This window comes from Bifidobacterium magnum (assembly GCF_000741255.1).
Taxonomy (GTDB): Bacteria; Actinomycetota; Actinomycetes; order Actinomycetales; family Bifidobacteriaceae; genus Bifidobacterium; species Bifidobacterium magnum.
The window spans coordinates 388,632-413,518 of record NZ_JGZB01000004.1 but is presented as its reverse complement, the minus strand read 5'-3'; the positions used below and the strand labels follow the sequence as shown (position 1 = coordinate 413,518).

The following is a 24,887-nucleotide window of genomic DNA, read 5'->3' as shown; positions in this document are numbered from 1 at the left end:
CCTAGAACGGCGTGGAAGCCACGATATATGATCCGTTGGCGGCGGCCGAACCGTCGTCAACGGGTTCCACGCTGCCCCAGCCGTCGTCCGCCGGCACAAACACGGCTTCACCTTGACGCAGCACGCGCCGGTCGCGTTCCGTGACACACAGCACGGCGCCCTGCGTGCACAACACCACGCGCGGGCCCAAGTGCGGCACCACATTGCGGCCGCTAACTTGCTGCACCAATTTGTCATAGTGCCTGGTGAGCGCATCCATTACGGGCCACGATCCCTGAGCCGCGTCCACATGCCCGTACACGAGCATGTATTCGCGCACTTGCGGCCGGTAGAACACCATGGAACGTTTGGTCAGCGTTCCAATATGCGCGTCCGAGGGGTCAAGAGGCATACCGGGCTTGCAATTGAGCGCCTCCAAGAAATGGCCAAGATCCTTGTGTTTGACGGTCATGCCGGCGCGCAGCACATTGTCGGAATTCGTCATGATTTCCGCTCCCGTGCCTTGGATATAGACGTGCGGCATGCCGGCCTCTATATAGACGGATTCGCCTTCTTCCAACGTCAACGGATTCATCATGAGCAGCGCGAGTACGCTCATGTCGTCGGGGAAGCTTTGCGCGGCGCGGATTGCGAAATCGAACGCCATATGGTTGCGCGGATGGGCGGTGAACTGCGACTGGGCCTGCAGCAGATCCTGAACGAGTTCACTATTGCTTACTTCACTTGCGCTCGTGACGGCCGTATGGAACGCGCGGAACACGGCTTTGCGCGCCGGGGACCACGTCACCGATTTGGCCGGCATCATGGCGTCGGCTTGCGCGAAGTCGCGCGAATCCGCATGCCATAGGGACGGCTGCAAGGCGCGTGCCATGCGCTGCGCCACGGGATTGGCGAGCGCCGAAAGGTTCTTGAGCGCGAAGGAACGGCTTGCGAACCCCACACTGGCCCGGAACTGTTCCAAGGCCACGACCATTTCGCTTTTCTCGTTCATGTCTTTGAACGAGCGACGCGGATCGGTCAACGGAATGCCGAGCACGTTTTCCTCATGGAATCCCGCGCGTGCTTGGAATCCCACGGGATGAACTTGCAGCGAAAGCGGCTCGCGCGCGGAAATGACTTTGAACAGGAATGGCAATACGGGTCCGAATTCATTGGATCCGCGTACTCCCACCATCTGCTCGGGATTGTTGACTATGGCTTGCGGCACACGTTGCGCGTAGCCGTCATGCTGGGCGCCACGCGGAATGTCGATAAGCGACGGCGCCTGCTCATGCCCGCTAAACCACATTTCCGCCAGCGGCTGTTTCGAAGCGGTCTCGGGAAGGTGGAACATGCGCTGTAAACGGTCATACGAGCCCCACGCGTAATGCATGGCGACTGGATGGATCGTATACACGACGACTGCCCTCCGGAAAAATGTACGTTGGTATGTGCCCCAAGACACCGTATCTTATGTAAATATAGTCGGGCTTGCGAGCTTCGTTTACCGCTCAACGAACGCGGCCCCATCCGGCCACACCGTGCGTTATGGTGAACACCATGAAGTTCGCCCCCATCTATGATCCCAGCCATCGTCGTCCCGCCCCCAAACCAGTTCAGGTCGACTTGCGCAAGGTGTTCATGGCTGGAACGGCGTTGTGGGCGCTTGCGCTGATCATATGCAGCATCCTCATGTTCCTCGGATTCGGCCACATGCTCGTCAAAGTGCAAATCTGCGCGTTCGGCACGGCCGCCGGCATCTGCCTGCTGATCTGGGAATTCTTCGACCGTTGGGATTACCGCCGCTTGGGCGCCGACGACTAGCCTTCTTTTTTTACGCCACCGGGAGCATAAGCGTGAATGTGCTGCCCTGCCCCGGCCGGCTCCATACGCTTACGCTGCCGCGATGGGTAAGCGCCACGTGTTTGACGATGGCCAAACCCAGGCCCACGCCGTCTCCCGTGCGTTCGCTTTGGTTGGATCCGCGGAAGAAACGTTCGAAAATGCGGTCCTGTTCGTCGTGGGGGATGCCTTTGCCCGTGTCGATGACGCGCACAAGCACATGCGTGCGATCCTTGGAACGTGCCACGGACACGGATACCGTGCTTCCCGCATCCGAGTATTCGATGGCGTTATCCACCAGTTCGGCGAGCGCCTGCACAATCTGGTCGTCGTCACCGTGGATCTGCACGCTTTCGTCGCCGCCGACCGTCACATTCACGTGACGTTCGCGCGCCACATCGGCCAAACGTTTGACGGCTGCGCGCACCTGGTCAAACACCGTAATGAGGTTGGCGGCGCTTGGCGCGATCGGCTCCTGCGCTTTGATCAGCAGCAGCAAGTCGGAGACAAGATGGTCGACGTGCATCGTGGACCTGCGTACGGCGCGCGCGTCTTTGGCGATCTGTTCCTGGCTCAGTCCCCCGCGTTCCAGCGCATCCGACAGACGCAACAGTTCCGCGCCCGGTTTGAGCAATTGCTGGGACACGTTTTCAATAAAGTCGTCTCTCGTCTGTGCGAAACGGATCGACTCGCTCTGATCGTCGATCATGACGACCACGAAACGTTCATTGATTCTGCCGACCACGACGTTGAGCCAGTTGGGACGGCTGACGGTCACCATGCGCACTTGCGCGCGCTTGCGGTTCTCCTCGGCCGCCTGTTCGCTGGAAATCGAGTCGTATTCGAAATCGGTGGGCGCCATGTACAGCGGGGGCGTCGCCGTGGTGACGGACAGTTCAATACGGCCGCCCTGCTTGCGTACCGTCTCTATGGCGCGCCGGATTTCGGGAACGACGACCATATCGTCCTGTACAACTCCCAGCCGGTAGCTGGCGGGATTGGCGCGCACCACTTCGTCCGATTCGTCGACAACCACCGACGATCCGTGCATCATCGACAGCAGTGCGGCCGTGGAATCGTCAAGATCGTCCTCATCCTCATCGTCGTCGTCATCGTCATCTTTGCGGCGGCGCAGGCGGGAGGTCCAGCGATCCAGCGTATCCATGAACGAAACGCCGCCGAACGTGCGGGAAATAAGCGGGGCCACCAAGCCATACACATATACGAGAATCCCGATGACGGCGACGAGCACGAGCAACGCGAACGCGACGAACACGAGTGTGGAAGCGAGCGAAGAAGTCATAGGCACTATTGTCGCACGGATCCGCCGCACCGGTTCCCCAACGGGCCCCCCGCTACGGCTCAAGGTGAATAATCGGTGCGCAAAGTTGGGTAAAGGAACGTCATCTTCTACACTGGGACAGTAACTGACACAGATCCGCAGCTTACGGAGGAGGACGCAACATGCGCGTCATTTTTAACGAGGAACTTAAAGCGGTGGCCGACGATCTTGACCGCATGGCGCGCAACGTTCGCGACGCCATCCACGGGGCCGGCGAGGCGCTGCGCAACCAGGATATTGAAGTGGCGCAGTCCGTAATCGACGGCGATGTGGAAACCGACAAGCTTGCCGGCAGCATTGTGGACCAGTGCGTACGCCTGCTGGCGCGCCAGAACCCTGTCGCCATCGACTTGCGCGTAGTGGTGGCCACGATGCGCCTGTCGATCACGTTCGAACGCATGGGCGACCTGGCGCGCCACATCGCCCAGGCCGCGCGCCGCACGTATCCGAACAGCCCGATTCCGGCCGACGCGCAAGACACGTTCAACGCCATGCAGGATTTCCTCGACGTGACGGCGGACCGTCTCGTCACGATGCTGGCTGACCGCGATGTGGCCACGGCCGAATCGATTATCCGCGAAGACGACAAGCTTGACGAGCTGCATTTGAAGACGATGCGCATGGCCCAGTCGGACGACTGGCAGGTGACGCATCAGCAGATCATGGATGTGGTGCTTATCGGCCGCTTCATGGAGCGCCTCGGCGACCATGCCGTATCCGCGTCGCGCCGCGTGATCTACATCGTGTCGGGTTTCGACCCGGCCAAGGAGCCGGGCCGTGACGAAGGCACCGACATCGACTGACGGTTGGCACAGTCGCCACAGCGCATAACAAAGCGGTACATGCCATTGGCATGTACCGCTTTTCGCTATGTAAAGTGCGTTACTCGCGCGGAAGGACGCCGAAGACCTTGAGCATTTGCTCCACTTCGGTGCCCGAAGTTTCCTTGATCAGCGCATGGAACGCGGCCTTTTCGAACAGGTTGGCGTCCATCGTGGTGATGGGCTGGCCGTCGCGCAGTTTGACGGCGGCGTTCATCATGTCGCGCACGTCGTATTCGGAATTCCATACTTCCGGCACGCCACGGTCCACATTGCACAGCGTGTACACGGCTTCCATGCCCGTACGCATGGAATATTCGGTGGTGAAAATCGTGTCGCGCGCGGTTTCCGCGAACTCGCCGATGAACGCGAAATTCACGGCGCCGTCAGGCACCACGTCCGGACGGTCGCCGGCTTCGCGCGGCATGAAGAACGCGTCGATGAACGGCAGCATCACGGGCACGGAGTTGGCGTGCTTTTCGGCGAGCTCCTTGATCTGGTCGTCCGGGACGCCCAGATGGTAGAGCCATTCCTCGCAGATTTCCTCGCCCGTGCACTCCTGCATCGGCTTGCGCACGTAGTTGCCGGGCTTGTCCGGGAACAATCCGTACACCCATACGGAAATCTGGTCCTTGGGCTGCTTGCGGAACTGCTGCTGGCGGTTGACGGTCCAGCTCATAAGCCAGTTGGAATCCTCCACGGTCACGATGCCGCCCGTAACGGTGTGTCCGGAGAACGGGTCACGCTGGCAAATGCGCTCGATGTACGGCGGAATTTCCATGTCCAAAGTGGTTACGGTGGCGCTCATCCACTTCGTCTTTTGCGGATCGTAAATGAACTTGTCGGGGTGTCCGAAGCTCGGGTCCACTTTGGCGATCCTGCGCCACATGTCCCAACCGTTGCCCGGCTTGATCGTATCGTTGAAGCCTGCGGCGGTATGCTGGTCGCCTTCCGTGGTGTTCTCCACGCAACCGCCGTTCGTGATGAACACGAAGTCGTCTTCGGTCAGCTGCACCGTGTGCTGGCCCTTTTTGCCCGTATAGACGAAAGTGTCGGCCATTTTCTTGACGGGAGTGCTGAGCGGATTACGCGGGAAGGCGCCGTTTTCCGCCTGTGCGCGCTGGATTTCGTCCATGCCGGTTCCCGTGTTGGGCCTGACGGGACCGTCGCCGCCGCCGATCTTGAACGTGACGTCGTCCACCTTGGTGTTGTAGTGGAACTGGACGCCCGCATGTTTCAGATACTTGACGAGCGGCAGAATCATCGATTCATACTGGTTATAACGAGTGAAACGCAAGGCGCTGAAGTTTGGCAGTCCGCCGATATGGTGAATGAACCGGTGCAGATAGCGGCGCATTTCCGTGGCGGAATGCCAGTTTTCAAACGCGAACATCGTGCGCCAGTACAGCCAGAAATTCGACGTGAGGACCTCGTCGTCGAAATAGTCCGTGATCTTCTTGTTGTAGGTTTCCTCTTCCGTCGCCAAATACAGGTCGAGGATTTCCTTGCACGCCTTGTCGGAAAGATTGAATTTGTTGTCCGTGTGGGCGTCCTGTCCGCGGGAGCGTGTGGCGCGGCACTTGGAATAGTTGGGGTCCTCTTTGTTGAGCCAGTAGTATTCGTCAAGCATGGAATGCTTGGAATCCATAATGGACGGCACGTCGCGGAACACGTCCCACATGACTTCAAAATGGTTGTCCATTTCGCGGCCGCCGCGCATCACATAGCCTTTGCCCGGAATATAGGCGCCGTCCAGGGCGCCACCCGGCAGCGAGTCCTTTTCGAATATGTGGACATGCTTGCCCGGGATCTGCGCGTCGCGCACGAGATAGAACGCGGCCGTCAACGCGGCCAGACCCGTGCCGACAATATAGGCTTGCTTGTGTTCCATGCCCTCCGGTTTTTGTGGATGGGCGAACGCTTCATAATTTCCAGCCGAATAATACATGGCGTCTCCTTGATTGGGATGAACACCACCATTGTGGGGCGGCAAGGCTGGGCAAACGCTTAAAACGTTCTCTACCAGCCATGAAGCCGCCCCGTTTTACCGACACGGACCCATATATATGCGCAGCATTTTGCATATCGCGCAAAGGTCCGGATGTCGTGGCTACTCCACCGTGACCACGATCTTGCCGAGCGAACGGTGATCCTGCAGCTCGTGCAGGCCTTCCAGCAGACGGTCGAACGGCATGACGGAACCGATCATCGGATCGATTTCCTTATTGGCCATGAGCATGAGCACTTCCGTGGCCATCTGTCCCAGATCGCGCTTTTGCTCGGGATTGCCGCTTTCGTGGGCGCCACCCAAGTTGACCACATCCATGGACCAGGCGTTGGCGAACATGCGGGACGGATCCGGCGTCGGCACGCCCACAATCGTGACAAGCTGGCCGTTATAGGCGAGCATCTCGAAATCGGCTTGGGCGCTCGCGCCAGAAACGGTGTCGATAATGAGGTCCACGCCGTGACCGTTGGTGAGTTCGGCCACACGGGCGGCCACGTCTTCCTTCGTATAGTCGATCACGGCTTCCGGATGGAGCTTGCCCACAAAATCGAGCGAACGCGTGGAAACCGTGGTGTAGACGGTCAGGCCGTGCAGATGGGCGAACTGGATGGCGAGCGCGCCCACGGATCCCGAGCCGCCCTGCACAAGCACGGTTTGCACATTGTTGAGGTTCGGCTTGCGGTCCACCGTCTGGTATGCCGTCAGCGCGCCGCACAGCAGCGAGGCGGCCTCTTCAAAGGTGACGGGTTCAGGGATCTCGGCCAGTTCGTAAGTGGGTACCGAAACATACTGCGCAAAGCATCCGTCTTTGGCGAGGTTCAGATGGCCGGCCACACGCATGCCGACCTTCCACTGTTCCACGCCCTCGCCTGTCTCTTCAATGACGCCGGCCATGTCGAGTCCCAGGATGTGCGGATACGCCCATGCCGCATTATGGCCCGCGACAAGCTTGTAGTCCACGGGATTGAGGCCGACGGCCTTGACCTTGACCAGCACTTCGCCCGGTCGCGCCGCGGGCTTGGCAACTTCCATAAGCCGCACATCGTCAATGCTGGTGGCGCCTTCGTCGGGCACCACATACGCCTTCATCATGTCCATAAATCTTGTCCTTGCCTTTTTCCGCGGCGCGCACGCCCGGAATATGGTTGATTTCAGTAACTAGTAAGTATAGAAAACTTATGGACGCGCGGATGGCGCATAAAAACAGGTTTCCCTAAGCGCACATGTTGCGGATTTTCCTTCTGCATGTTGAGACGTAAACACCGGCGTGCCTGTCGCAAAAGGCAGAACCTACAAACAAAAGAACCAAAGAATAGAAAAGGGGCCTCCCTTTCGGAAGGCCCCTTGTTGCGTATTAACCAGACGCTAAGCGATCAGACGAAGATCACTTCTGACCCTGGGCGGCCACAGCGGCGGCGCCAGCGGCGGCGGCCTCAGGATCGAGGTACTCGCCACCCTTCTTGATCGGCTTGAAGTTTTCGTCAAGCTCGTACACCAGCGGCATGGCCGTCGGGATGTTGATCTTGGCGATCTCTTCTTCGGTCAGGCCGTCGAGCATCTTGACGATGGCGCGCAGCGAGTTGCCGTGAGCGGCGATCATGACGGTCTTGCCGGACTTGAGTTCCGGGACAATGTCGGATTCCCAGTACGGCTCCACGCGCGTGACCACGTCGGCCAGGCATTCGGCTTCCGGAACCGGATCGCCGGCGTAGCGGGCATCCTTGTTCTGTGCGTACTGATCGTCCGGATCGATCTCCGGCGGACGCACAGCGTAGGAACGACGCCACTGCATGAACTTCTCGTCACCGTACTCGTCGCGGATTTCCGTCTTGTTCTTGCCCTGGAGAGCGCCGTAGTGGCGTTCGTTCAGGCGCCAATCGCGCTTGACCGGGATCCACAGGCGGTCGGCTTCGTCGAGGGAGACGTTGGCCGTGTTGATGGCGCGGCGCAGCAAGGAAGTGAACACGATGTCCGGAAGGACGCCTTTCTCCTTGAGCAGGCGGCCGGCGTTCTTGGCCTCCTCAACACCCTGTTCCGTCAGCGGGACATCCACCCAGCCCGTGAACTGATTCGTCTTGTTCCATGCGCTCTGACCATGGCGCAGCAATACTAGTTTGTAAGTCATGGCCTCAAGTCTAACGCACCGTTCGCCCAAAGTTCGGCGCTTAGGAACATTTTTTGAGAAGCGCCGTCAGAACGCGGCGAAAATCAGCATGAGGGCGAATAGCAGCGCGCTTATGGAACAGGTGCGCATGGCGGCGTTGTAGGTGCGCTGGTAGAGCGCATTCAGCGCGCGCACCAACATGTCGAGGCACGCGATCATGGCGAGCAGACCGGCCATAAACCAGCCAAGCGAACCGAATGATTGCGTAAAAGTCGGGAACACCACGTTGCACCATGGCAGTACGATCAGCAGGATGGCGGCCCCCAGCAGTATGCCCGTCACCACGCGTCCCGTGGAACCTCCCAGCATGACCATCCATGTGCGCTTGCCGGCCTGTTCGTCGCTGGCTTCGTCGCGCAGATTGTTCATGCACAGCACACCCACGGCGATGAATCCCAGAATGACGCCCGCATACACGTCGGTAAAACGCAGCGCGCCCGTAAGCACATATGCGGTGCCCAGCACCGGCACGAGCCCGAAGAATACGAATACGGAGATTTCCCCGAAACCTGCGTACCCGTACGGATGCTTGCCGCCCACATACCACCACGCGGCCGCCAGACAGACAAGGCCCACCGCAATCAGCCACCAGTATCCCGTAAGGATTACCGCCACGAGTCCCGCAATGCAGGCGAGCGTGGCGTTGGCCGCCGCGGCCATAAGCACCTGCTTGGGGGCGATGCCACCGGCCACGAGCCGCCGCGGACCTTCCGAACGCGCATCCCCGGCGCGAAGCCGGTCGGTACCACGCACACCGTCGGAGTAGTCGTTGGCGAAATTGGCGGCGACTTGCAGGAACACGGCCACGCACAGGCACGCGACGACGAGGATCCAGAATCGCGCAACCGAGAAAGGCTGAGCCATATCCGCGCGATTGTTGTACGACAATGCGGCCGCGGCAGCCACAGGGGCTATGCCAAGCGGCAGCGTGCGCAAGCGCATGCCGTGGATGTAATCGCGTGCTTTCATGATGTACCTCGAAATGGCGCGGGCGGCGCGGACAAGTTATTGCCTAGTTATTGATTACTGGTGTTATTGATTACTGGTGCGATTCGGCGCCAGGGGTTTGCGGCTGTTGCGGCGCCTGATGAGGCTGCTGCGCCGGCTGCGGCATGGGCTGCTGAGTTGGTGCCGCCTGTGGAACCGCGGGAGCGGCTTGCGGTGCCGCCTGCGGTACGGGACGGCCCTGTTGCGGGGCCGGGGCCGCGGCGCCCTGCTGCGGCATCGGTGCGCCGCCCGCCTGCTGTGGCGGCATGTACTGAGCGGCACCGGATGCGGGCATGGCCATCGCCGGATATTGAGGATTGTTCATAGGTGCTTGATTCCCGTTCTTTTTCGCATTCACATCGTTGTAGTACGCAATAATGACGCCGATCAGCATCACGATGGCGCCAATGACGAGCATCCACGCGCCCGCACCGAATCCGTAAGTGATGCTGTACATGTTCGTACTACCGCCGGCACCGGATATTTCCACGGCCGCACGGGCCAGCGAATAGATCACCACGACGTCGTCGATAATGGTGACGATCAGCGCGGCCATATCCTGGCGCACCACGGCCAGAATGCCGACGATGACGGCCGCGATACACACGATCCAGCCGACGCCACTATACACGTCCTGGAGATTGACGGACTTGGTCACGGTCTGCGTGACGTTGAACCCGCTCCAATTGAGTCCGGCCGGACCCGCTCCGTATGTCATGGAAGTCTGCACGAACGGCGCGAACGTGCCCACGATGGTCAGTAGCGCTCCCAAAACCGTTACGATCAGCGCGGAATCGTATGTGTGCTTCCCTACGGTAATGGATCGCGTCGGAATACGTCGATTATTGCGTGGCGTTGGCTGCGGTTCCATCATCCCCTCCTCATGTGGCGACTGTTCTCAAGACAATATGAAACGTTCGTCTGAATATCTGCTGAATATTTTCGAAAAAATTAGACAAAAAATGGAAAAATGGCGCAAAAAAGCGGCGACTCGCTCGCTTGAGACAAGTCGCCGCCTACATCAATGCGTCAATCGGTCAGCCGACGAGCGGCTTGACGAGCGGGAACGTGATCGTCTCGCGGATCGTGGCGCCCGTCAGGGCGATCAGCAGACGGTCGATGCCCATGCCCATGCCGCCTGCCGGAGGCATGCCCACGCCGAGGGCCTCGAGGAAGTCCTCGTCGATATCGCAGGCTTCTTCGTCGCCGGCGAGCGCATCCTTGGCCTGAGCCACGAAACGTTCACGCTGCACGATCGGGTCGTTGAGCTCGGAGTAGCCCGTGGCGAGCTCGAAGCCGCGCACGTACAGATCCCACTTTTCCACTACGCCCGGCTTGGAACGGTGGCCCTTGACGAGCGGGGAGGTTTCCACCGGGAAGTCGCGCACGAAGGTCGGCTCGTACAGCTTGTCCTCATAGAAGTGCTCCCACAGGTGTTCCACGAGCTTGCCGCGGTTCTCCACCTCGTCGCGCTCCACACCGAGCTTGTCGGCGATGGCGCCCAGCGTTTCGATATCCGTTTCCGGCGTGATTTCCTGGCCGAGCGCTTCGGACAGCGAATCGTACATGCTCATCGTCTTCCATTCGCCGCCGAAATCGTATTCGGTGCCGTCCAGCAGCGTGACCTTGAGCGAGCCGAAGACGTCCATGGCGGTCTTCTGGATGAGTTCCTTGGTAAGCTTGGCGATCGTGTCGTAGTTGCCGTACGCTTCGTAGGCTTCCACCATCGTGAATTCCGGCGCGTGCGTGGCGTCCACGCCCTCGTTGCGGAAGTCGCGGTTGATCTCGAACACGCGGTCGATGCCGCCCACGAGGCAACGCTTGAGGAACAGTTCCGGAGCGATGCGCAGGTACAGGTCGAGGTCGAACGCGTTCATGTGCGTGGTGAACGGACGGGCCGCGGCGCCGCCGTGGATCGTCTGCAGCATCGGCGTTTCCACTTCGAGGAAGCCGTGGTTTTCGAACGTGTGGCGCAGCGAGGCGACAGCCTTGGAACGGTTGCGCACCATGTTGCGGATGTTTTCGTCGGCGATCATGCCGATGTAGGGCTTGCGCGTACGCGTGTCCTCGTTGAGTTCCTTGTGCAGGGCCGGAAGCGGCTGCAGCGCCTTGGAGGCGATGGCCCATTCGTCCACGAACACGGACAGTTCGCCCGTCTTGGAAGCGATGACGCGACCCTTGACGAACAGGTGGTCGCCCAGGTCCACGAGCTGCTTGAACTTCTTGAGGGAGTCGGCGCCGATCTGCTTCTTGGAGATCATGGCCTGGATCTTCGTGCCGTCGCCTGCGGACAGCTGTACGAAGCACAGGCCGCCGGCGTTGCGGATGAACAGCACGCGTCCGGCGATGCCCACTTCGTCTTCGGTTTCTTCGCCGGCTTCGAGCTTGCCGTCATACTTCTTGCGGACGTCTTCAATGGTGTCGGTCACGTCGAGCGTCACCGGGTACGGGTTCATGCCTTCCTTCAGCATGAGCGCGCGCTTGGCCACGCGCATCTGTACCTGTTCTGGATGGCCGAGGGGGCCGAATTCGCTGTTGGACGGGTCCACGGCTTCGTCAAGCGTGGCGTCGTTGTTGATTTTGTTGCGAATCTCTTCGTCTTGCTTGAGCAACATTTCCGCGTGGTCAACGGTGCTCATTGCTGCGTGCGCAGTCTCTTCTGGTGCATCTTCACGAGTCTCAGTCATAGCCCTACAGTGTACAAAGGCGGCAATACAGTGCCCGGCGTCCGTTTCATTCCCCCTACTTCCCCCACCCACCACACCGCGGCAACCCTGCGCGACACGCCCGAACGACACGCCGGATTTGCACATTCGCGACAGACGCGTAATATGTCACTCGTTGCAAAAAACGGGCTGTGGCGCAGCTTGGTAGCGCGCTTCGTTCGGGACGAAGAGGCCGCGAGTTCAAATCTCGCCAGCCCGACCAACAAAAAACCGCTGAGAAATCAGCGGTTTTTTTTATTTTCCGCACTTCTTCGGTTTCCATATACCTATATATATCTTCTGCATTTTGAGACAGACACGCCGTGGTTCACGTCTCAAAATGCAGAAGAAAGTTTTAAAACGGGAAGAATCCGTTCAGGAGCCCTACCCGATCAGCCATTTTGCATTGGCCACGCCGTAAAGCGGGATGAACGGGATAAGAATCGGCGTATGTTTCGCGTAATGCTGGTATGCGGGATCATCCCCGTATTCCTTGTTCTGTCGCAGTTCGAGGCGGCGCGCCCCGCCAAACATGATCCACACGATACACAAGTATCCGCCGATCGCCGCGATCCACTGCCACGCGCCGTCATATATGGTGACGCCGGAGACGAACACGCCCGTCCACGTCAGCACTTCCCCCAAATAATTGGGACACCGCACAAGCTTGAAGGGCCCCACATTGCAGAAGCCATGCGGATGGCGTTGCTTGAACCTGTTCTTCGTGAAATCGGAGAACGACTCGAGCACAATGCCCGCGCCCATAATCGACGCGCCCACAATGCCCACCACATCGTTGGCGGCGTTGTTGTCGAGCCGGAACAGGATCGGCGAGACCTCGCACGCATACAGCAGTGCGCATGCAAGCCACGTGACGATCTTGAGCGGAGCCTTGACGCGGGAACCGTTTTCTATGGCGTCTTGCATCACGTCATGGTATGAGGCGCTGCGATACTCGCGGATCAGCAGGTATCCGCCGAGGCGCAATCCATACACTATGGCGAGCGATGCCATAATAACGGGAATGACATGCAGGCGCCCCTGCACGCCGAACATGACGAGCAATGCCACGCCGATGGCGGCTACGGAGAACCCGTACCCGATGGAAATGAACCAGATATAGCGCTTGAAGCCGACCGAGCATACGGCGAGCGCAACCAAAAATATAATGAAGAATCCCATGACAATAGCGTAACGAAATTCGTCAACGCGCGCTGCGCCGTTGGTTGATCTTGCTGCCGGCGAACCGGATGCTACATCTGTTCAAGCTGGCGCATCGCGTCCACTACGCGCTGGGCCGTAACGTCGGGAACGGCCGCATGGAACGGAGATTGCGGGCCCGCGGCGAAGTCGGCCACGACTTGCAAGTTGTCGGGCGTGAATTCGAGACCCATTTGCTTCCAGCTGTGCGGCAGGCCGATACGGTCGTAGAACGGCAGCAGCGAGGCGACCTCGTCCGCTTTGCCTTCCACAAGCAGCTGTACGAGCACGCCATACGCGACTTTCTCGCCGTGCATGGTTTGCGTGGATCCGGCAATGCGCGTCAGGCCGTCGTGGACGCTGTGTGCTCCCGATTCGCGGGCGCGCACGCCGCCGAAGCCGCCCACGGTGCCCGCCACGCCGATAATCGTGTCGACCAGCGTACGCACATGCGGATCGTTATACGCTTCCTTGCGCACGGCTTCAAGCGCGGGTTCACTCTCTTCGAGCAGCAGGTCGTGACTAAGTTTCGCACCTTGGTAGGCGATGCGGTCGAACACCGTGGTGTCGGTCGCCAGCGCGAACACGGGTTCCGATTCATACCATTTGGCGAGCGTGTCGCCAATGCCGCCCACGAGCTTGTCGGCGCCCGCCCGTGCGATAAGGTCGGCGTCCACCAGCAGCGCCGTGCTATTGCGCGGATGGAGCGGAACGTTCAGGAAACGGTGCTGGTCGTCGTAGTTGACCGAGAATGGCGAGTATGCGGCGCAGGCGCACGCCAGCGTGGGCACAATGATGAGGTCTATATCAAGGAAGTGCGCGGCATTCTTCGCCGTGTCGGCAAGCTTGCCTGCACCGATGGCCACAATCGCGTCGGCTCCCAACGCTTTGGCCTGCTCGGCAAGTTCGCGCGCGTTACGATCCGAGGAGGATCCGTCGTAGCGCAGCACGGGTGCGAAGAAGTCCTGTGCTCCCGTGTAGTCGAGGAACGCTTCGGCGGACTTGACACCCGTGAAAATCACAGGGTGCTCATAGTCCTCCACATAGCATGCCACTTCCTTGGCGACACCCGGTCGTGTCACATAACGGTTGGGTCCCGGACGCACATCCGAATCCTGAACATAAGTTGCCATAAGCGCTTTCCTTAGTGCGTTTTACGGCGGAATAAACATTGCTAGGCACCTTGGCACAAACGAAATGACAACGGTTCGTCAGTTTCATTATTTGAGATTTTAATTTCAAATAATGGACTATTGCGGATTTCCTCTAGATTCCCCGCCCCGGTTTTGCTAATTCACGCAATAGCGACAGAACCGACCGTCATCCGCTACATTGGAAGCATCAACGACGATAAGAAAGTTTGAATTATGGACGTGCACGCATTCCTGCAGGGGCTCGACGACATTATGAACCGCCATGCGGCCGCGACGGAGGCCGACGACTACCTCATGCAGGCCATGGCCGACGCCGAAAACGCGGGAGACCGCGAAGGGCTGCTTACCGTACTCAACGAAACCATGGGATTCTACCGTTCCCAGTCCCGCCATGACGACAACCAGTGGATCGTGCAGCGGGCGCTCGAGCTCGGCTCGCAGCTAGGCATCGAGAACAGCGACGCTTGGACGAGCACGCTGATCAACGCGGCAACGGCCCAACGTGCGGCCCAACACTACGACCAGGCGGAAGACCTCTACGGGCAGGCCATCGCGCAAGCGCAACGCACCTACGGCCCCTACGACCGGCGTTTGGCCGCATTGCACAACAACATGTCGATGCTCTACAGCGAGACGAACCGACTGGAGCAGGCCGAAGAGGAACTTGAACGCGCGTTGGAAATCCTCAAGGCCGACAACGCCTTGCAATCGGCGGATATCGACGCGGCTTCCACCTACACGAATCTTGCGCTTGTAGAGCTGTCCCAAGCCCATGCGGCAACTGAAGCAGGCGACAGTGAAACCGCACAGGCCAAAACCGCACAAGCCCATGCCAACGCCATCGCCTCGCTCGACATTTACCGCGAGGGCCACCATGAGGGCAGCGCCCATTTCGCGGCGGCGCTCGCCGGCTATGCCCAGACATGCTATGCCGTAAAGGATTACGCGGGAGCCACACGCGCATACCGGCGCGCGCTGGAAGTAATCGACGAATGCTACGGGCGCAATACCGACTATTACCGCGTCACCGAAAGCAACCTGCGGCAGACCGAACAGATGCTGGCCCAGTCCGGCCAGGCGCATACCGAGAGCGATCCGGACGCCTCGACGCCCATATCTCACGCGCCCGAGGACATTACGGGAATGGAACTGTCCAAACGGTATTGGAACGACGTGGTCAAGCCCATGGTGCGCGACCGGTTCCCGCAACTTGACGGGCGCGTAGCCGCGGGCCTGGTGGGCCACGGCTCCGAATGCTACGGATTCGACGACGCCATCTCGCGCGACCACGATTTCTATCCGCGCGTATGCCTATGGCTCACGGATGAGGATTACGCGCAGCATGGCGCCACGTTGCAACAGGCGTACGAGGAGCTTCCCAAAGACTTCTTGGGCTTCCATAAAAATGTGGTTACCGCGCGTACGCGGGCGCAGCGCCGCGACGGCGTATTCGCCATTCCCGCATTTTTCGAATCCATCACCGGGTATCCCGCGGCCCCGGACCAGGATGCTCCGCACGCGTGGCTCATGCTTAGTGAAGCCACTCTCGCCGCGGCCACAAACGGACGCGTCTTCGCCGATCCGTTAGGCGCGTTCTCCAAGGCGCGCCAATCCTTCCTGCTCATGCCGCGCGACGTGCAACTGTCGTTGATCTCGCGCCGGTTGGGCATGGCGGCGCAGGCCGGGCAGGCGAATCTGCCCCGCATGCTGGCACGCGAAGACGCTTCGGCCGCGCATCTATGCGTCACGGAATTCGTCAACGCCGTTTCCTCACTCGTGTTCCTGTGCAACAATCCCGTCACGGCGGGATATTTGCCGTATTACAAATGGCAGTTCGCCGCTTTGCGCAAACTTTCGCGGCGCATGGGCATGCGCCTTACGGGCGTGACCGAGCTTCTGGAGCGTACACTGGCGCTCGCTTCCCCGGCATGCGCGCCCCAGACGCAGGGCGACACCGCTCGCCAAGAACTTGCCGCGATCATCGAACGCATTTGCACGATGATCGTCGCGTATCTCAATGAATCGGGACTTTCCACCAGTACCGACGTGTTCCTGGAAAACCAGCGGCCGTACGTGGAAGCCCATATCGAATCAGACGATCCCGTATTGCACAGCCTGTGAACACTTTGCGGACTCGCACGCACACCAATCAACCACCCACCGAACGGAACACCATGACCACACAGTCCCGCGAACAGCAGCCCCGCACCGAATCCGCCCAGCCTGAGCAATCCGCACAGCAGCGGCTCGACCGCATCAACCATATTGTCGATTTGGAATGGGGCCAGTTCCAGCGCACCACGAACGCGGGAGGCCGCGCCGCCTGCCAGAACGACAACGACACATTCCGCATCATGCGCTTGAGCCAGTTCGCCACATGGCCCGACGCGCTGCTGCGCTCCTATGAGCAGGACCTCGAGCAAGCCGACACGCAAGGCCGCAATCTCGTCACGGAAAAGTATGCGCGCATGATGGCGTCCACCGTTCCCGACGAATACGAACGCGCCATCGCCCCGTACTTGCCCGAGCTTTCCGAAGAGCGCACGGAGCTGCAGGAACGCATCATCGCCATCCAAGTACGTTGGGCGCAGGAGTTCCGCAAACGGTACCCGAAACTGGGCTCGGCGATGCGCGTGCTGCGTACCAGCGAAGACACGCCCCAAGCCACGTCATTCGAAACATATTTGCGAGGAGAGCTTTCGACATATTCACCGCGGACGTTGGAGGAATATGCGGCGTTCGTCGAACGCTTATGTGATGAATGTCATAATTTAACTCAGGAAACTGTGCTGAACACCGTACGAATGTCGGGATTTTCTTCTCTTGACGAGGCCGAGAATTGCCAGTAAGCCTTAGTAAAACGTTATACCAGCCGCAACACACCGTGACCCCCTTTACTTTAAGAATATTTTAAGGAAGGGTTTTTAAACTGCGAATGTTTATATATGGCTAACTTGACATCCGTCCTATGACGAGTTTCATATGCGCGCGCGGTTATGGGCATGACTCGTAAGGGAACCTCAATGGAACAGTCGGCCCCCATATTACGAACCAACGGGAAGTACAACTGTGCGTAAGCAAAATGCTTGGAAAAGAGTCGAGCTGACACTCATCATGTCGATTGTGTTGTTCGGACTGCTGAGCATTCTGTCCGTCGCCATGACTCCGAGCTGGAAGGTGCGCCCGTACGCGCAGCACTTGCGTATCAATTCCGCCGACACCTCGTTCTCCGCGCGCGGCGTCTCCCCCACGCCCGAAGGCACTTACAAGGTGAAGACCACCGATATCACGTTCACGATTTCCGATGGCAAAACCACGCATGCCATTGTGCGCGAACCCTTGGGCGCTCCGACCGATCACCCCGCATGCGTGTTCGTACACGGAGCGGGAACGGGCAAAGCCAAGGAAGTATACGCTGATCTGGCCTCGGCGCTGGCATCTTCGGGCATTACCACACTTGTGCAAGACAAGCGTTTGGACAACTATACGGCCCTGTCGCGCGATTACCAGTCCAACGCCGTCGACTATGAGGCGGGTCTCAACACGCTGCGCCGCTGGCCCGGCGTGGACGCGGCCAAAACGGGCTTGTACGCGGAATCCGAGGGCACATGGATCGCCATGATCATGGCCAAGCAGGATCCGCATATCGCTTTCGAAATTCTCACTTCGCCGCCCGTGGTCTCTCCACGTTCGCAAATCGCCATGGCCGCCACGGAATATCTGAACGTGGCAGGTGTGCCCAATTCGCTCTATAGCATCGTGCCAAAAATCACGAGCATGAACTTCGGATGGCTTGGCCTCAACTACGCGAACTTCAGCCCCGAGCCCTATTACAGCTCGCTGACGATGCCGCTGCTCGTCAACTATGGCACGCTTGATCCGTCGATGCCCATCGAGCAGGGCGCACAGATCCTTATCGACGAGGCGGCCGCCGTGGGCAACACCAATGTGGGCGTGCGCTACTACCCCACGAACCACCAGATGCGTACGGGATCGTCGCGCGCATTGCCGAACTTGCCACTGGAGCCGCATTACACGCACAATCTGGAAGACTGGGTGCATATCGTTTCTTCCGGCGCCTCCGCGGACGCATGGACTTCGCCGATGATCGCCGGCGACCAGCCGTTCCAGGAGTACAAGGCGCCCAAGCACATCACGCCGGGATTGATCCGCAACATCAACGTGATCATCATCTTCGTGGCCATCTGCCTGATCGCCTGGGTGGTAGCGGCCCTCGCCAGCCTGGGCCTTGTGGTGGTCAACGGGCTGCGCGCAGCACGCATGCGCCGCGCGCGCAAACTCTACGACGACGCCTGCGCCATCCATGACGAGGCGCTTGAGGCCCAATACGCCCGCGAGTTCACCAGGCTGCCCCATCCCACGCGCTTCTCGGGCATTACGGGCACGCTGATCGTTACCAACGTGCTTATGGCGCTTGTCATGATCATCGGTTGCGCCGGGTACCTCAACCTTATGGCAACTTCGGCATTGCGCCTGAACGACGACAACGCCGGCATGTTGAACCTGGGCTGGTCGCTGCTGCGCCTTGGCGCCATCGCGTCGATTGTGCTGCTGTCGTGGATGTGGGACCGTATTCTGCTCAACAAGACGCGCTTCCATTTCAAGGACGAGCCCGTTCATCAGCCCAAGCGCATGATGCCGGGCCACTGGATCGTCATTGTCGCGGCCACCATCTGCATGCTGGCCATGCTGTTCTTCGCGACTTTCCTCGGCGTGCTCTCGTTCTAATGCCGTTCCCGTCTTCAGGAGCGCAAGCGACTGAAGACTTACCAGTGAAGCCGTCGGCGTTGTTTGCGCCGGTCATGCGCGGCCTCGTGCGCGGCCAACGCAAAGCCAATACCCGCTCCAGCCAACGCGCCCATCCAGTAGGCGACGCGCGGGCGGCGCAAGAAGTTGCCGATTGACTTGGTGCTCGAAAGCATGGTCGACCCGATCAACACGCGCATGGGATGGCGCACACGCCGGTCCAACAGCTCGCCGAATGTCAATACGCGCGTACGGTAACGGCGCGGATCGGACTGCGCAAACTCGAACACGCGCAATCCACGCTCCCGTGCGGGCGGCCCATAGGACGTGAATCCGCACGTCGGCCCGTATCCCAAATCCAATCCTTGCATGCTGCCGATCACCGTATTGGAATGGTCATGGCCGAAGAACAGCGCAAAATAGCCGGGCGTTTGCGCCAATGCGGCGACCTCGCCGCTATTGTGTTCCGAACAGCTGGGCGGCTCCCCCAATCGCGATCCCGGCACGCACAAGCGTTCGTCCACCACATAGCAGCGGTCCGCATGGGAACGGAACCCGCGAATCGCCCCGGCCGTAAAGCGTGACACGGGACGCAACAGATCGTAGATTTCGGGAGGCGCGATGTGCTGGAACGCGATCGTGGGAACGGGAGCGCCCTGCGCAGTGCGCCCGCGGTCCACGGCACGCAACCATGCCACGGCCCGCGCGTCGGCGGCACCATAGCCGCCATCGGGTTCGTAATCCCCGGAATTGACAAGCGTCACGCCCATCGCCGGCGCGGATCCCGCGCGGTCGTACACGGGAATGTAATACGTTCCCGGATCCAGCCAATGGTTCTCGCCCACCTGCGCGCGCCCCACATATCCGGGGAAGCGCGCATATATGCGGTCCTGTTCCTCCAAATCGACGCCGCACTGGAAATCGTGATTGCCGTACGTGACGGCGAACGGAATGCCGCGGCTGACAATCGGCCGCAAAAACGCGGCGATCGTGCGTTCCACCTTCGCAATCGTGCGTTCCATGTCCGAAGCGCGTTCGCCGGGCGTCTCATGGGCGCGGCAGGCGCCGGCAAGACGGCCGAGCGTCTGTTCCAACCGCATGGACGCCTGAATGCCGCGCGCCATGGCGGAACGGTTGTCGGGATCGTCGCGCCGCGCGATGAACGTACGCCGGTAGGCCGGATCATATCCGCGAATCTGGTCTCCCGTAAGCACCACAAGATCGGGATCGGCCTCGCGTACGACGGCCTCGATCAAGTCGACGGCGTCGCGCGCCACATCCGGACCGTCCTGGATGTCCGCAAGCTGCAGAATACGGAAAGTGCCGTCGGCGCGGAATTGCAATGGAACGTTCATGACGCCCAATCTAGCGCGTTGCGGACGCCAAAGGAAGGAATGCGCGACCCCTTTGTGTGTTGCATGTCCATTTAGTCTCGCAAGCCGTGTACTATAGGGCGAGTTGCAATCTTTTAGAAAAGGAACGGAGGCTTAAGATGGGTTCGGTCATCAAGAAGCGCCGCAAGCGGATGAGCAAGAAGAAGCACCGCAAACTGCTGCGTAAGACTCGTCACCAGCGCAAGTAGTCTTACGTATTGCTTGTACTTAGAGCTTGAAAACAAAACCCGTGAAACCGCAAGGTTCCACGGGTTTTTGCTTATCTTATAGCGGCTCAGTGTTGCTTGTTAGGGTTGAACATCTTGCGCGGGCCGTCCGGATCGCCCACAATCACTTCGTCCACCATGTTGAGGAACAGGCCGTGCTCCACCACGCCGACCGTGGTGATCAGGTCGAGGGCGAGCTCCTGCGGGTTGTCGATGCGCTCAAGGTGCAGGTCGACCACGTAGTTGTTCTCGTCGGTGCGCACGGGCTTGCCTTCGGCGTCGAGACGCAGCACGGGCTTGTAGCCGCGCTTTTCGAAGCGCTCGATCACGTGGGCCGCGCCGAACGGGATGACTTCTACAGGCAGCGGGAACTTGCCGATCACGTCCACAACCTTGGACTGGTCCACAATCCACACGATCTTGTCGGAGTTGACGGCCACGATCTTCTCCCACAGCAGTGCGGCGCCGCCGCCCTTGATGCCGTTGAAGTTCGCGTCCACTTCGTCGGCGCCGTCAATGCACACGTCGATGTGGTCCACGTCGTCGATGTCGACGATCTTGATGCCGTAGCCTTCCGCCTGCTCCTGGGTGCGGCGGGAAGTGGTGACGCCCGTGAACTGCAGGCCTTCCTCCTGCACACGGCGGCCCAGTTCATCCACCAAGAAACGCACGGTGGAACCCGTACCGAGGCCGGCGATCATGCCGTTCTCGATGAGCTTGGCCGCTTCAATGCCAGCTGCCTTCTTCAGCGCATCTTGCTGTGCCTTGTCCATAAGCACTCCTTTATATAGATACTTCTGTCGGTCGCCTCTATCCTAGCTATCGCGGCCGATCACACGGGACCATTACGCCAGGAACGGTGCGTTGGAGAGCGTGAGTGTGCCGTCGGGCTCCACATAGCCGTCGACTTCCACAAACCCGTGGATATGGCGTGCGCCGCCCGTAAACGAGGGGCTTGTGCGCGGTTCGGGCGCCATGTGCACGGCGCCGCTCACGGTGATGCCCGTAAATCGCGGGGCCTGGCGTTCCTGCGCACGTTCCGGACGCCGTGACGATACCGAGCGCGGCGCGGCGGCCTCTTGCGTTTGGTCGGCCAGTTCGCCCGTCTCGGCGTTTACCGCGCCTGCTCTGCCGGCTACCGGTTGCGTTTCGTCCTTGTCGACTTCCACGGATTCATGTTCGGTTTCCTCGATTGGCACATCCGGATCGGCCGTATGCGATTTGACATACGCTTCGTCCGTAATGGCGCCGTCGAGCAGCAGTTGCGCGTCAGCCGGAACGTCCGTGGAGTCGTCCGCATACTCGCTTTTGAGCAGCGACTGCCACCCTTCCTTGGGCAAATATCCGTCTTTGGCGCCGCTACGGCAATCCTGCGCGTAGGTACGCGCCAGTTCGTCGACTTTCTCGTTGCCCGCGTTGCCCGCATGCCCCTTGACCCAGCGGAATTTGACAGATCCCTCACGCGACGTGATTTCCTTGTCGATCGCCTTGATCACGTCCGCATTCTTGACGGGCTTTTTCTGCGAATTTTTCCAGCCGTTCTTCTTCCAGCCGTGAACCCACTTTGTGGAACAATTGATGGCGTACTGGGAGTCCGATTCGATCAACAGCGGCTCGCTGCCGCGGTGCGCGCGCAGCGCCTGCAGAACGGCGCATAATTCCCCGATTTGGTTCGTGCCGTTCGTGGCTCCCCCCGCGTCACAATCCCCATAATGGTGGTGGTCCGCGCTCGCCTTCGATTCGGCGTCGCTATGGTCGGCCCACGCCCACCCCATCGGTCCGTTCGGATTGCCGAGGGCGCTGCCGTCAGTGGAAACTGTAATAGTCATGCTCGTAAGTATAGAAAAGGGCGACGCCTCGTGGAGCGTCGCCCTTTGCATTGAGTGCCGATTTATCGATCAGTGCTCAATCTTGATGACCGTGTCGCCGATCTTGGCGTCAAAGTTGACGACCGGCGTGACCGCCTTGAGGGCGGCCGTGTTCAGTACGGTCATGAGCGTGTTGGTGCTGTAGCCAGCATCCTTGACCTTGTTGAAGTCAACCGTGACGAGCTTGTCGCCGGCGTTCACGCGCTGGTTGGCGGAAACGGCCACTTCGAAGCCGTCGCCGTTCATCTTGACCGTGTCGATGCCGACGTGCACGAGCACTTCCACACCGTCGTCGGTCTTGATGCCGAAGGCGTGGCCCGTTTCGGCCACGGTCTGCAGCACGCCGGAAACCGGAGCGTACACGTACTTGTCGGCCGGCTCAATGGCCACACCCTCGCCGAGAGCGCGGGAAGCGAAGACCGGATCACCGCAAGCGTCAAGCGAGATGACCTTGCCCTCGACCGGGGCGAGCACGGCGGTAGTCGGCTGTGCATCGGCGGTGGCGTCCATGACCTCAGGGGTCATTGGCTTGTCGCCGGGCTGCAGGTTGTCGTCAATGTGCTCTTCAGCGTAGAGGACGGCGTTCTGGTTGGCGTCGGTCTCGTGAGCAGCTTCGGCGGCGGCAGCGGCCACACGGGCCTTGACTTCAGCCTTCTGTTCCGGCGTACGGTAATCGAAGATGACCACCATGAACAGGGACACGAAGAACGCGACAGCGATGGAGATGGCGTAAACCCACATCTGGTCGAAGACCGGGATGGTCAGCAAGGAGGTGAAGGCGAAGGCCGTGGTGGTCACGCCGCGCACCGTGGCGCCGGCCACGTGGGACGGGAAGAGGTAGCCCAAGATGGCAATCGTCAAACCGCCGGCGAAGCAGCCGACCAGCATGCGCTTGTAGATGCCCTTGAAGCGAAGGTGGATGCCGTACAGAGACGGTTCGGAAACGCCACCGAGCAGGCCTGCGGCGAGGGCGCCCGTTGCGGTCTGGCGCATTTCCTTGTCCTTGTCACGCAGGGCGAGGATCAGGACACCGGCCGTGGTGCCGAAGCAGGCGAAGTTCCAAGTACCCATCGGGCCCTGGATGAAGTCGTAGCCCATGGTCTGAATGTTCATGAGCATCAGGGCGTTCAGCGGCCAGTGCAGACCCAGCGGCACCAGGAACGGGTACAGCATAGGAATCAGGATGGCGAAGAGGAACGGGACGTGGCTATTGAGCCAGGACAGGATGATGCCGAGCCAGTTGCCGACCCAGATGCCGATCGGGCCGATGAGGAAGGCGCCGAGGATGCCGACGATGATCATGGCGAAGAACGGCACGAACACGAGCTGGATGGAGTCAGGAATGATCTTCTGCAGACCCTTGTAGACGAGTGCGAGCACACCGGCGAGCAGCAGCGGCACGAACACGTTGCCCGAGTAATCGGACAGCTGCATCGGCAGGCCGAGCACGGTGGTGGTGCACTGCGTGTTGCCCATTACCTCGTGGCAGTGGGTCTGGGACCACGTGGTGTTCATGAGGCTCATGAACGACGGGGTCATGAGGGCGGCCATGATGGCGCCGCCCAGCCACGGATCAACGTGCAGCTTCTTGGAAGCGTTGTACGCGATCATGATCGGCAGGAAGTAGAAGACGCCCTTGTACAGAGCCTGGAAGAACACGGTGGTCGGGTTCTGCGTTTCGCTGGAGATCCAGCCGCAGGCGATGCACACGTTCAGGATGGCGATGATCAGGGACGCGCCAAGCAGCACGCCGAGGATCGGGCGGAAGGAGTCGGACAGGAACTCGAAGAAGTTGTCGACCCACTTGTTCTTGCCGCGGATACCCTTTTCACGCTCGGCGGCCTTGAGGTCCGCGTTGCTCATCTCGCCGCTGCCGGAGTCGGCGCTGGCGCTTCCGCTGCCCACCTTGGCCATGGAAGGCAGGCTCATGATCTTGTCGTACATCTGGGCGACGGTGCCACCGATGACGACCTGGTAACGATTGCCAGCCTGCGGAACGGCGCCAAGAACGCCCTTCATGTGATCCAAAGCGTCCTTATTGACCTTCGAATCATCGACTAGCTCAAATCGCAATCGTGTAGCGCAGTGCGTCAAGCTCTTGACGTTGCCCGCGCCACCGATGGCGTCGATAATCTGCTGGGCAGTAGAGTCGGCCATCATTGTCCTTTCTTATTATGCAATGCCGCATACGCGGAAAATGGCGCAACTCGTGAAATCTTCCATCAAACTCAATGTTCACCCGAGTTCCATGAATTCATGTCCCGTAGTGGCGCCGTTGCTCTCTTGGGCGAATGTGCTCAAGACTTTACCGGATTTTCACATTTTCAGAAAATCCAGAAAAAGAGTTTTCCGTGCATTCCACGTTGCAAACGTAGTCATACCCATGGAAAAATATGGAGATTTGCCGAAAATTTGGAAATCGTTTTCTGAAATAATTTGCCGTCAGCATA

20 protein-coding genes and 1 tRNA gene are annotated in these 24,887 nt (G+C 59.8%); 7 read left to right on the top strand and 14 right to left on the bottom strand.

From position 1 onward, the window contains the following. Position 1: 1 nt before the first annotated feature. A complete protein-coding gene (gene manA / locus BMAGN_RS05350) occupies positions 2 to 1,396 on the bottom strand; it encodes a mannose-6-phosphate isomerase, class I (RefSeq protein ID WP_022860137.1) in 1,395 nt (464 codons plus the stop codon). A gap of 143 nt (positions 1,397 to 1,539) precedes the next feature. Between manA and BMAGN_RS05345 the strand changes: the two genes are divergently transcribed. Beyond that, the gene (locus BMAGN_RS05345; RefSeq protein WP_026502092.1) at positions 1,540 to 1,803 is read left to right on the top strand and encodes a hypothetical protein; all 264 of its coding nucleotides are present in this window, start codon (positions 1,540 to 1,542) and stop codon (positions 1,801 to 1,803) included. 10 nt (positions 1,804 to 1,813) lie between these two features. Here the strand turns inward: BMAGN_RS05345 and BMAGN_RS05340 are convergent, their stop codons facing one another. Then, positions 1,814 to 3,124, bottom strand: a complete 1,311-nt coding sequence (locus BMAGN_RS05340; protein ID WP_026502091.1) for a sensor histidine kinase — start codon at positions 3,122 to 3,124, stop codon at positions 1,814 to 1,816. Positions 3,125 to 3,285: 161 nt separating this feature from the next. On the opposite strand from BMAGN_RS05340, the gene phoU reads away from it, so the two are divergent. Further along, positions 3,286 to 3,966, top strand: a complete 681-nt coding sequence (gene phoU / locus BMAGN_RS05335) for a phosphate signaling complex protein PhoU (protein WP_022860135.1) — start codon at positions 3,286 to 3,288, stop codon at positions 3,964 to 3,966. 79 nt (positions 3,967 to 4,045) lie between these two features. Here phoU and BMAGN_RS05330 read toward each other — a convergent pair whose 3' ends face one another. The 6 genes from BMAGN_RS05330 to lysS form a co-directional block, all read right to left on the bottom strand. Further along, complete coding sequence (locus tag BMAGN_RS05330) at positions 4,046 to 5,932, bottom strand: oleate hydratase (protein WP_022860134.1); 1,887 nt, start codon at positions 5,930 to 5,932, stop codon at positions 4,046 to 4,048. A 162-nt stretch (positions 5,933 to 6,094) separates the two neighbouring features. Then, the gene (locus BMAGN_RS05325; protein ID WP_022860133.1) at positions 6,095 to 7,090 is read right to left on the bottom strand and encodes a zinc-binding dehydrogenase; all 996 of its coding nucleotides are present in this window, start codon (positions 7,088 to 7,090) and stop codon (positions 6,095 to 6,097) included. 286 nt (positions 7,091 to 7,376) lie between these two features. Continuing rightward, positions 7,377 to 8,117, bottom strand: a complete 741-nt coding sequence (locus BMAGN_RS05320) for a phosphoglyceromutase (RefSeq protein WP_026502089.1) — start codon at positions 8,115 to 8,117, stop codon at positions 7,377 to 7,379. 66 nt (positions 8,118 to 8,183) lie between these two features. Continuing rightward, positions 8,184 to 9,125 (bottom strand): 1,4-dihydroxy-2-naphthoate octaprenyltransferase, encoded by a 942-nt coding sequence (gene menA / locus BMAGN_RS05315; protein WP_022860131.1) that lies wholly within the window; start codon positions 9,123 to 9,125, stop codon positions 8,184 to 8,186. Between the two features lie 70 nt (positions 9,126 to 9,195). Next, the gene (locus tag BMAGN_RS07895; protein ID WP_022860130.1) at positions 9,196 to 10,017 is read right to left on the bottom strand and encodes a hypothetical protein; all 822 of its coding nucleotides are present in this window, start codon (positions 10,015 to 10,017) and stop codon (positions 9,196 to 9,198) included. 163 nt (positions 10,018 to 10,180) lie between these two features. Further along, positions 10,181 to 11,830: a lysine--tRNA ligase gene (gene lysS, locus BMAGN_RS05305; RefSeq protein WP_022860129.1), complete on the bottom strand. Its 1,650-nt coding sequence runs from the start codon at positions 11,828 to 11,830 to the stop codon at positions 10,181 to 10,183. Positions 11,831 to 11,994: 164 nt separating this feature from the next. Here lysS and BMAGN_RS05300 point away from each other — a divergent pair. Continuing rightward, positions 11,995 to 12,071 (top strand) — tRNA-Pro (locus BMAGN_RS05300). A gap of 161 nt (positions 12,072 to 12,232) precedes the next feature. Here BMAGN_RS05300 and BMAGN_RS05295 read toward each other — a convergent pair. Both BMAGN_RS05295 and BMAGN_RS05290 read right to left on the bottom strand, forming a co-directional pair. Then, positions 12,233 to 13,030, bottom strand: a complete 798-nt coding sequence (locus BMAGN_RS05295; RefSeq protein ID WP_022860128.1) for a DUF1295 domain-containing protein — start codon at positions 13,028 to 13,030, stop codon at positions 12,233 to 12,235. Between the two features lie 71 nt (positions 13,031 to 13,101). Then, on the bottom strand, positions 13,102 to 14,181 hold the full coding sequence (locus tag BMAGN_RS05290) for an iron-containing alcohol dehydrogenase family protein (RefSeq protein ID WP_022860127.1): 1,080 nt from the start codon (positions 14,179 to 14,181) through the stop codon (positions 13,102 to 13,104). Positions 14,182 to 14,415: 234 nt separating this feature from the next. Here BMAGN_RS05290 and BMAGN_RS05285 point away from each other — a divergent pair, with 234 nt between their 5' ends. From BMAGN_RS05285 to BMAGN_RS05275, 3 genes are all read left to right on the top strand, one after another. Beyond that, a complete protein-coding gene (locus BMAGN_RS05285; RefSeq protein ID WP_022860126.1) occupies positions 14,416 to 16,323 on the top strand; it encodes a DUF4037 domain-containing protein in 1,908 nt (635 codons plus the stop codon). A gap of 53 nt (positions 16,324 to 16,376) precedes the next feature. Then, a complete protein-coding gene (locus tag BMAGN_RS05280; protein ID WP_022860125.1) occupies positions 16,377 to 17,051 on the top strand; it encodes a DUF4125 family protein in 675 nt (224 codons plus the stop codon). 220 nt (positions 17,052 to 17,271) lie between these two features. Beyond that, positions 17,272 to 18,951 (top strand): alpha/beta hydrolase family protein, encoded by a 1,680-nt coding sequence (locus BMAGN_RS05275; protein ID WP_155802537.1) that lies wholly within the window; start codon positions 17,272 to 17,274, stop codon positions 18,949 to 18,951. A gap of 38 nt (positions 18,952 to 18,989) precedes the next feature. On the opposite strand, the gene BMAGN_RS05270 is transcribed toward BMAGN_RS05275, so the two are convergent. Further along, positions 18,990 to 20,324, bottom strand: a complete 1,335-nt coding sequence (locus tag BMAGN_RS05270) for a metallophosphoesterase family protein (protein ID WP_033510593.1) — start codon at positions 20,322 to 20,324, stop codon at positions 18,990 to 18,992. Between the two features lie 137 nt (positions 20,325 to 20,461). Between BMAGN_RS05270 and BMAGN_RS08140 the strand changes: the two genes are divergently transcribed. Continuing rightward, positions 20,462 to 20,551 (top strand): 30S ribosomal protein bS22, encoded by a 90-nt coding sequence (locus tag BMAGN_RS08140; protein ID WP_004268639.1) that lies wholly within the window; start codon positions 20,462 to 20,464, stop codon positions 20,549 to 20,551. 86 nt (positions 20,552 to 20,637) lie between these two features. On the opposite strand, the gene rpiA is transcribed toward BMAGN_RS08140, so the two are convergent. From rpiA to BMAGN_RS05255, 3 genes are all read right to left on the bottom strand, one after another. Further along, the gene (gene rpiA, locus BMAGN_RS05265) at positions 20,638 to 21,342 is read right to left on the bottom strand and encodes a ribose-5-phosphate isomerase RpiA (protein WP_022860122.1); all 705 of its coding nucleotides are present in this window, start codon (positions 21,340 to 21,342) and stop codon (positions 20,638 to 20,640) included. A gap of 72 nt (positions 21,343 to 21,414) precedes the next feature. Further along, entirely contained in the window at positions 21,415 to 22,398 is a 984-nt protein-coding gene (locus tag BMAGN_RS05260; RefSeq protein ID WP_026502086.1) for a ribonuclease H family protein, read from the bottom strand. A 69-nt stretch (positions 22,399 to 22,467) separates the two neighbouring features. Beyond that, positions 22,468 to 24,594 carry a glucose PTS transporter subunit IIA gene (locus BMAGN_RS05255; RefSeq protein ID WP_026502085.1) on the bottom strand — a complete coding sequence of 709 codons (2,127 nt, stop codon included), beginning with the start codon at positions 24,592 to 24,594 and terminating at the stop codon, positions 22,468 to 22,470. Positions 24,595 to 24,887: the final 293 nt, after the last annotated feature.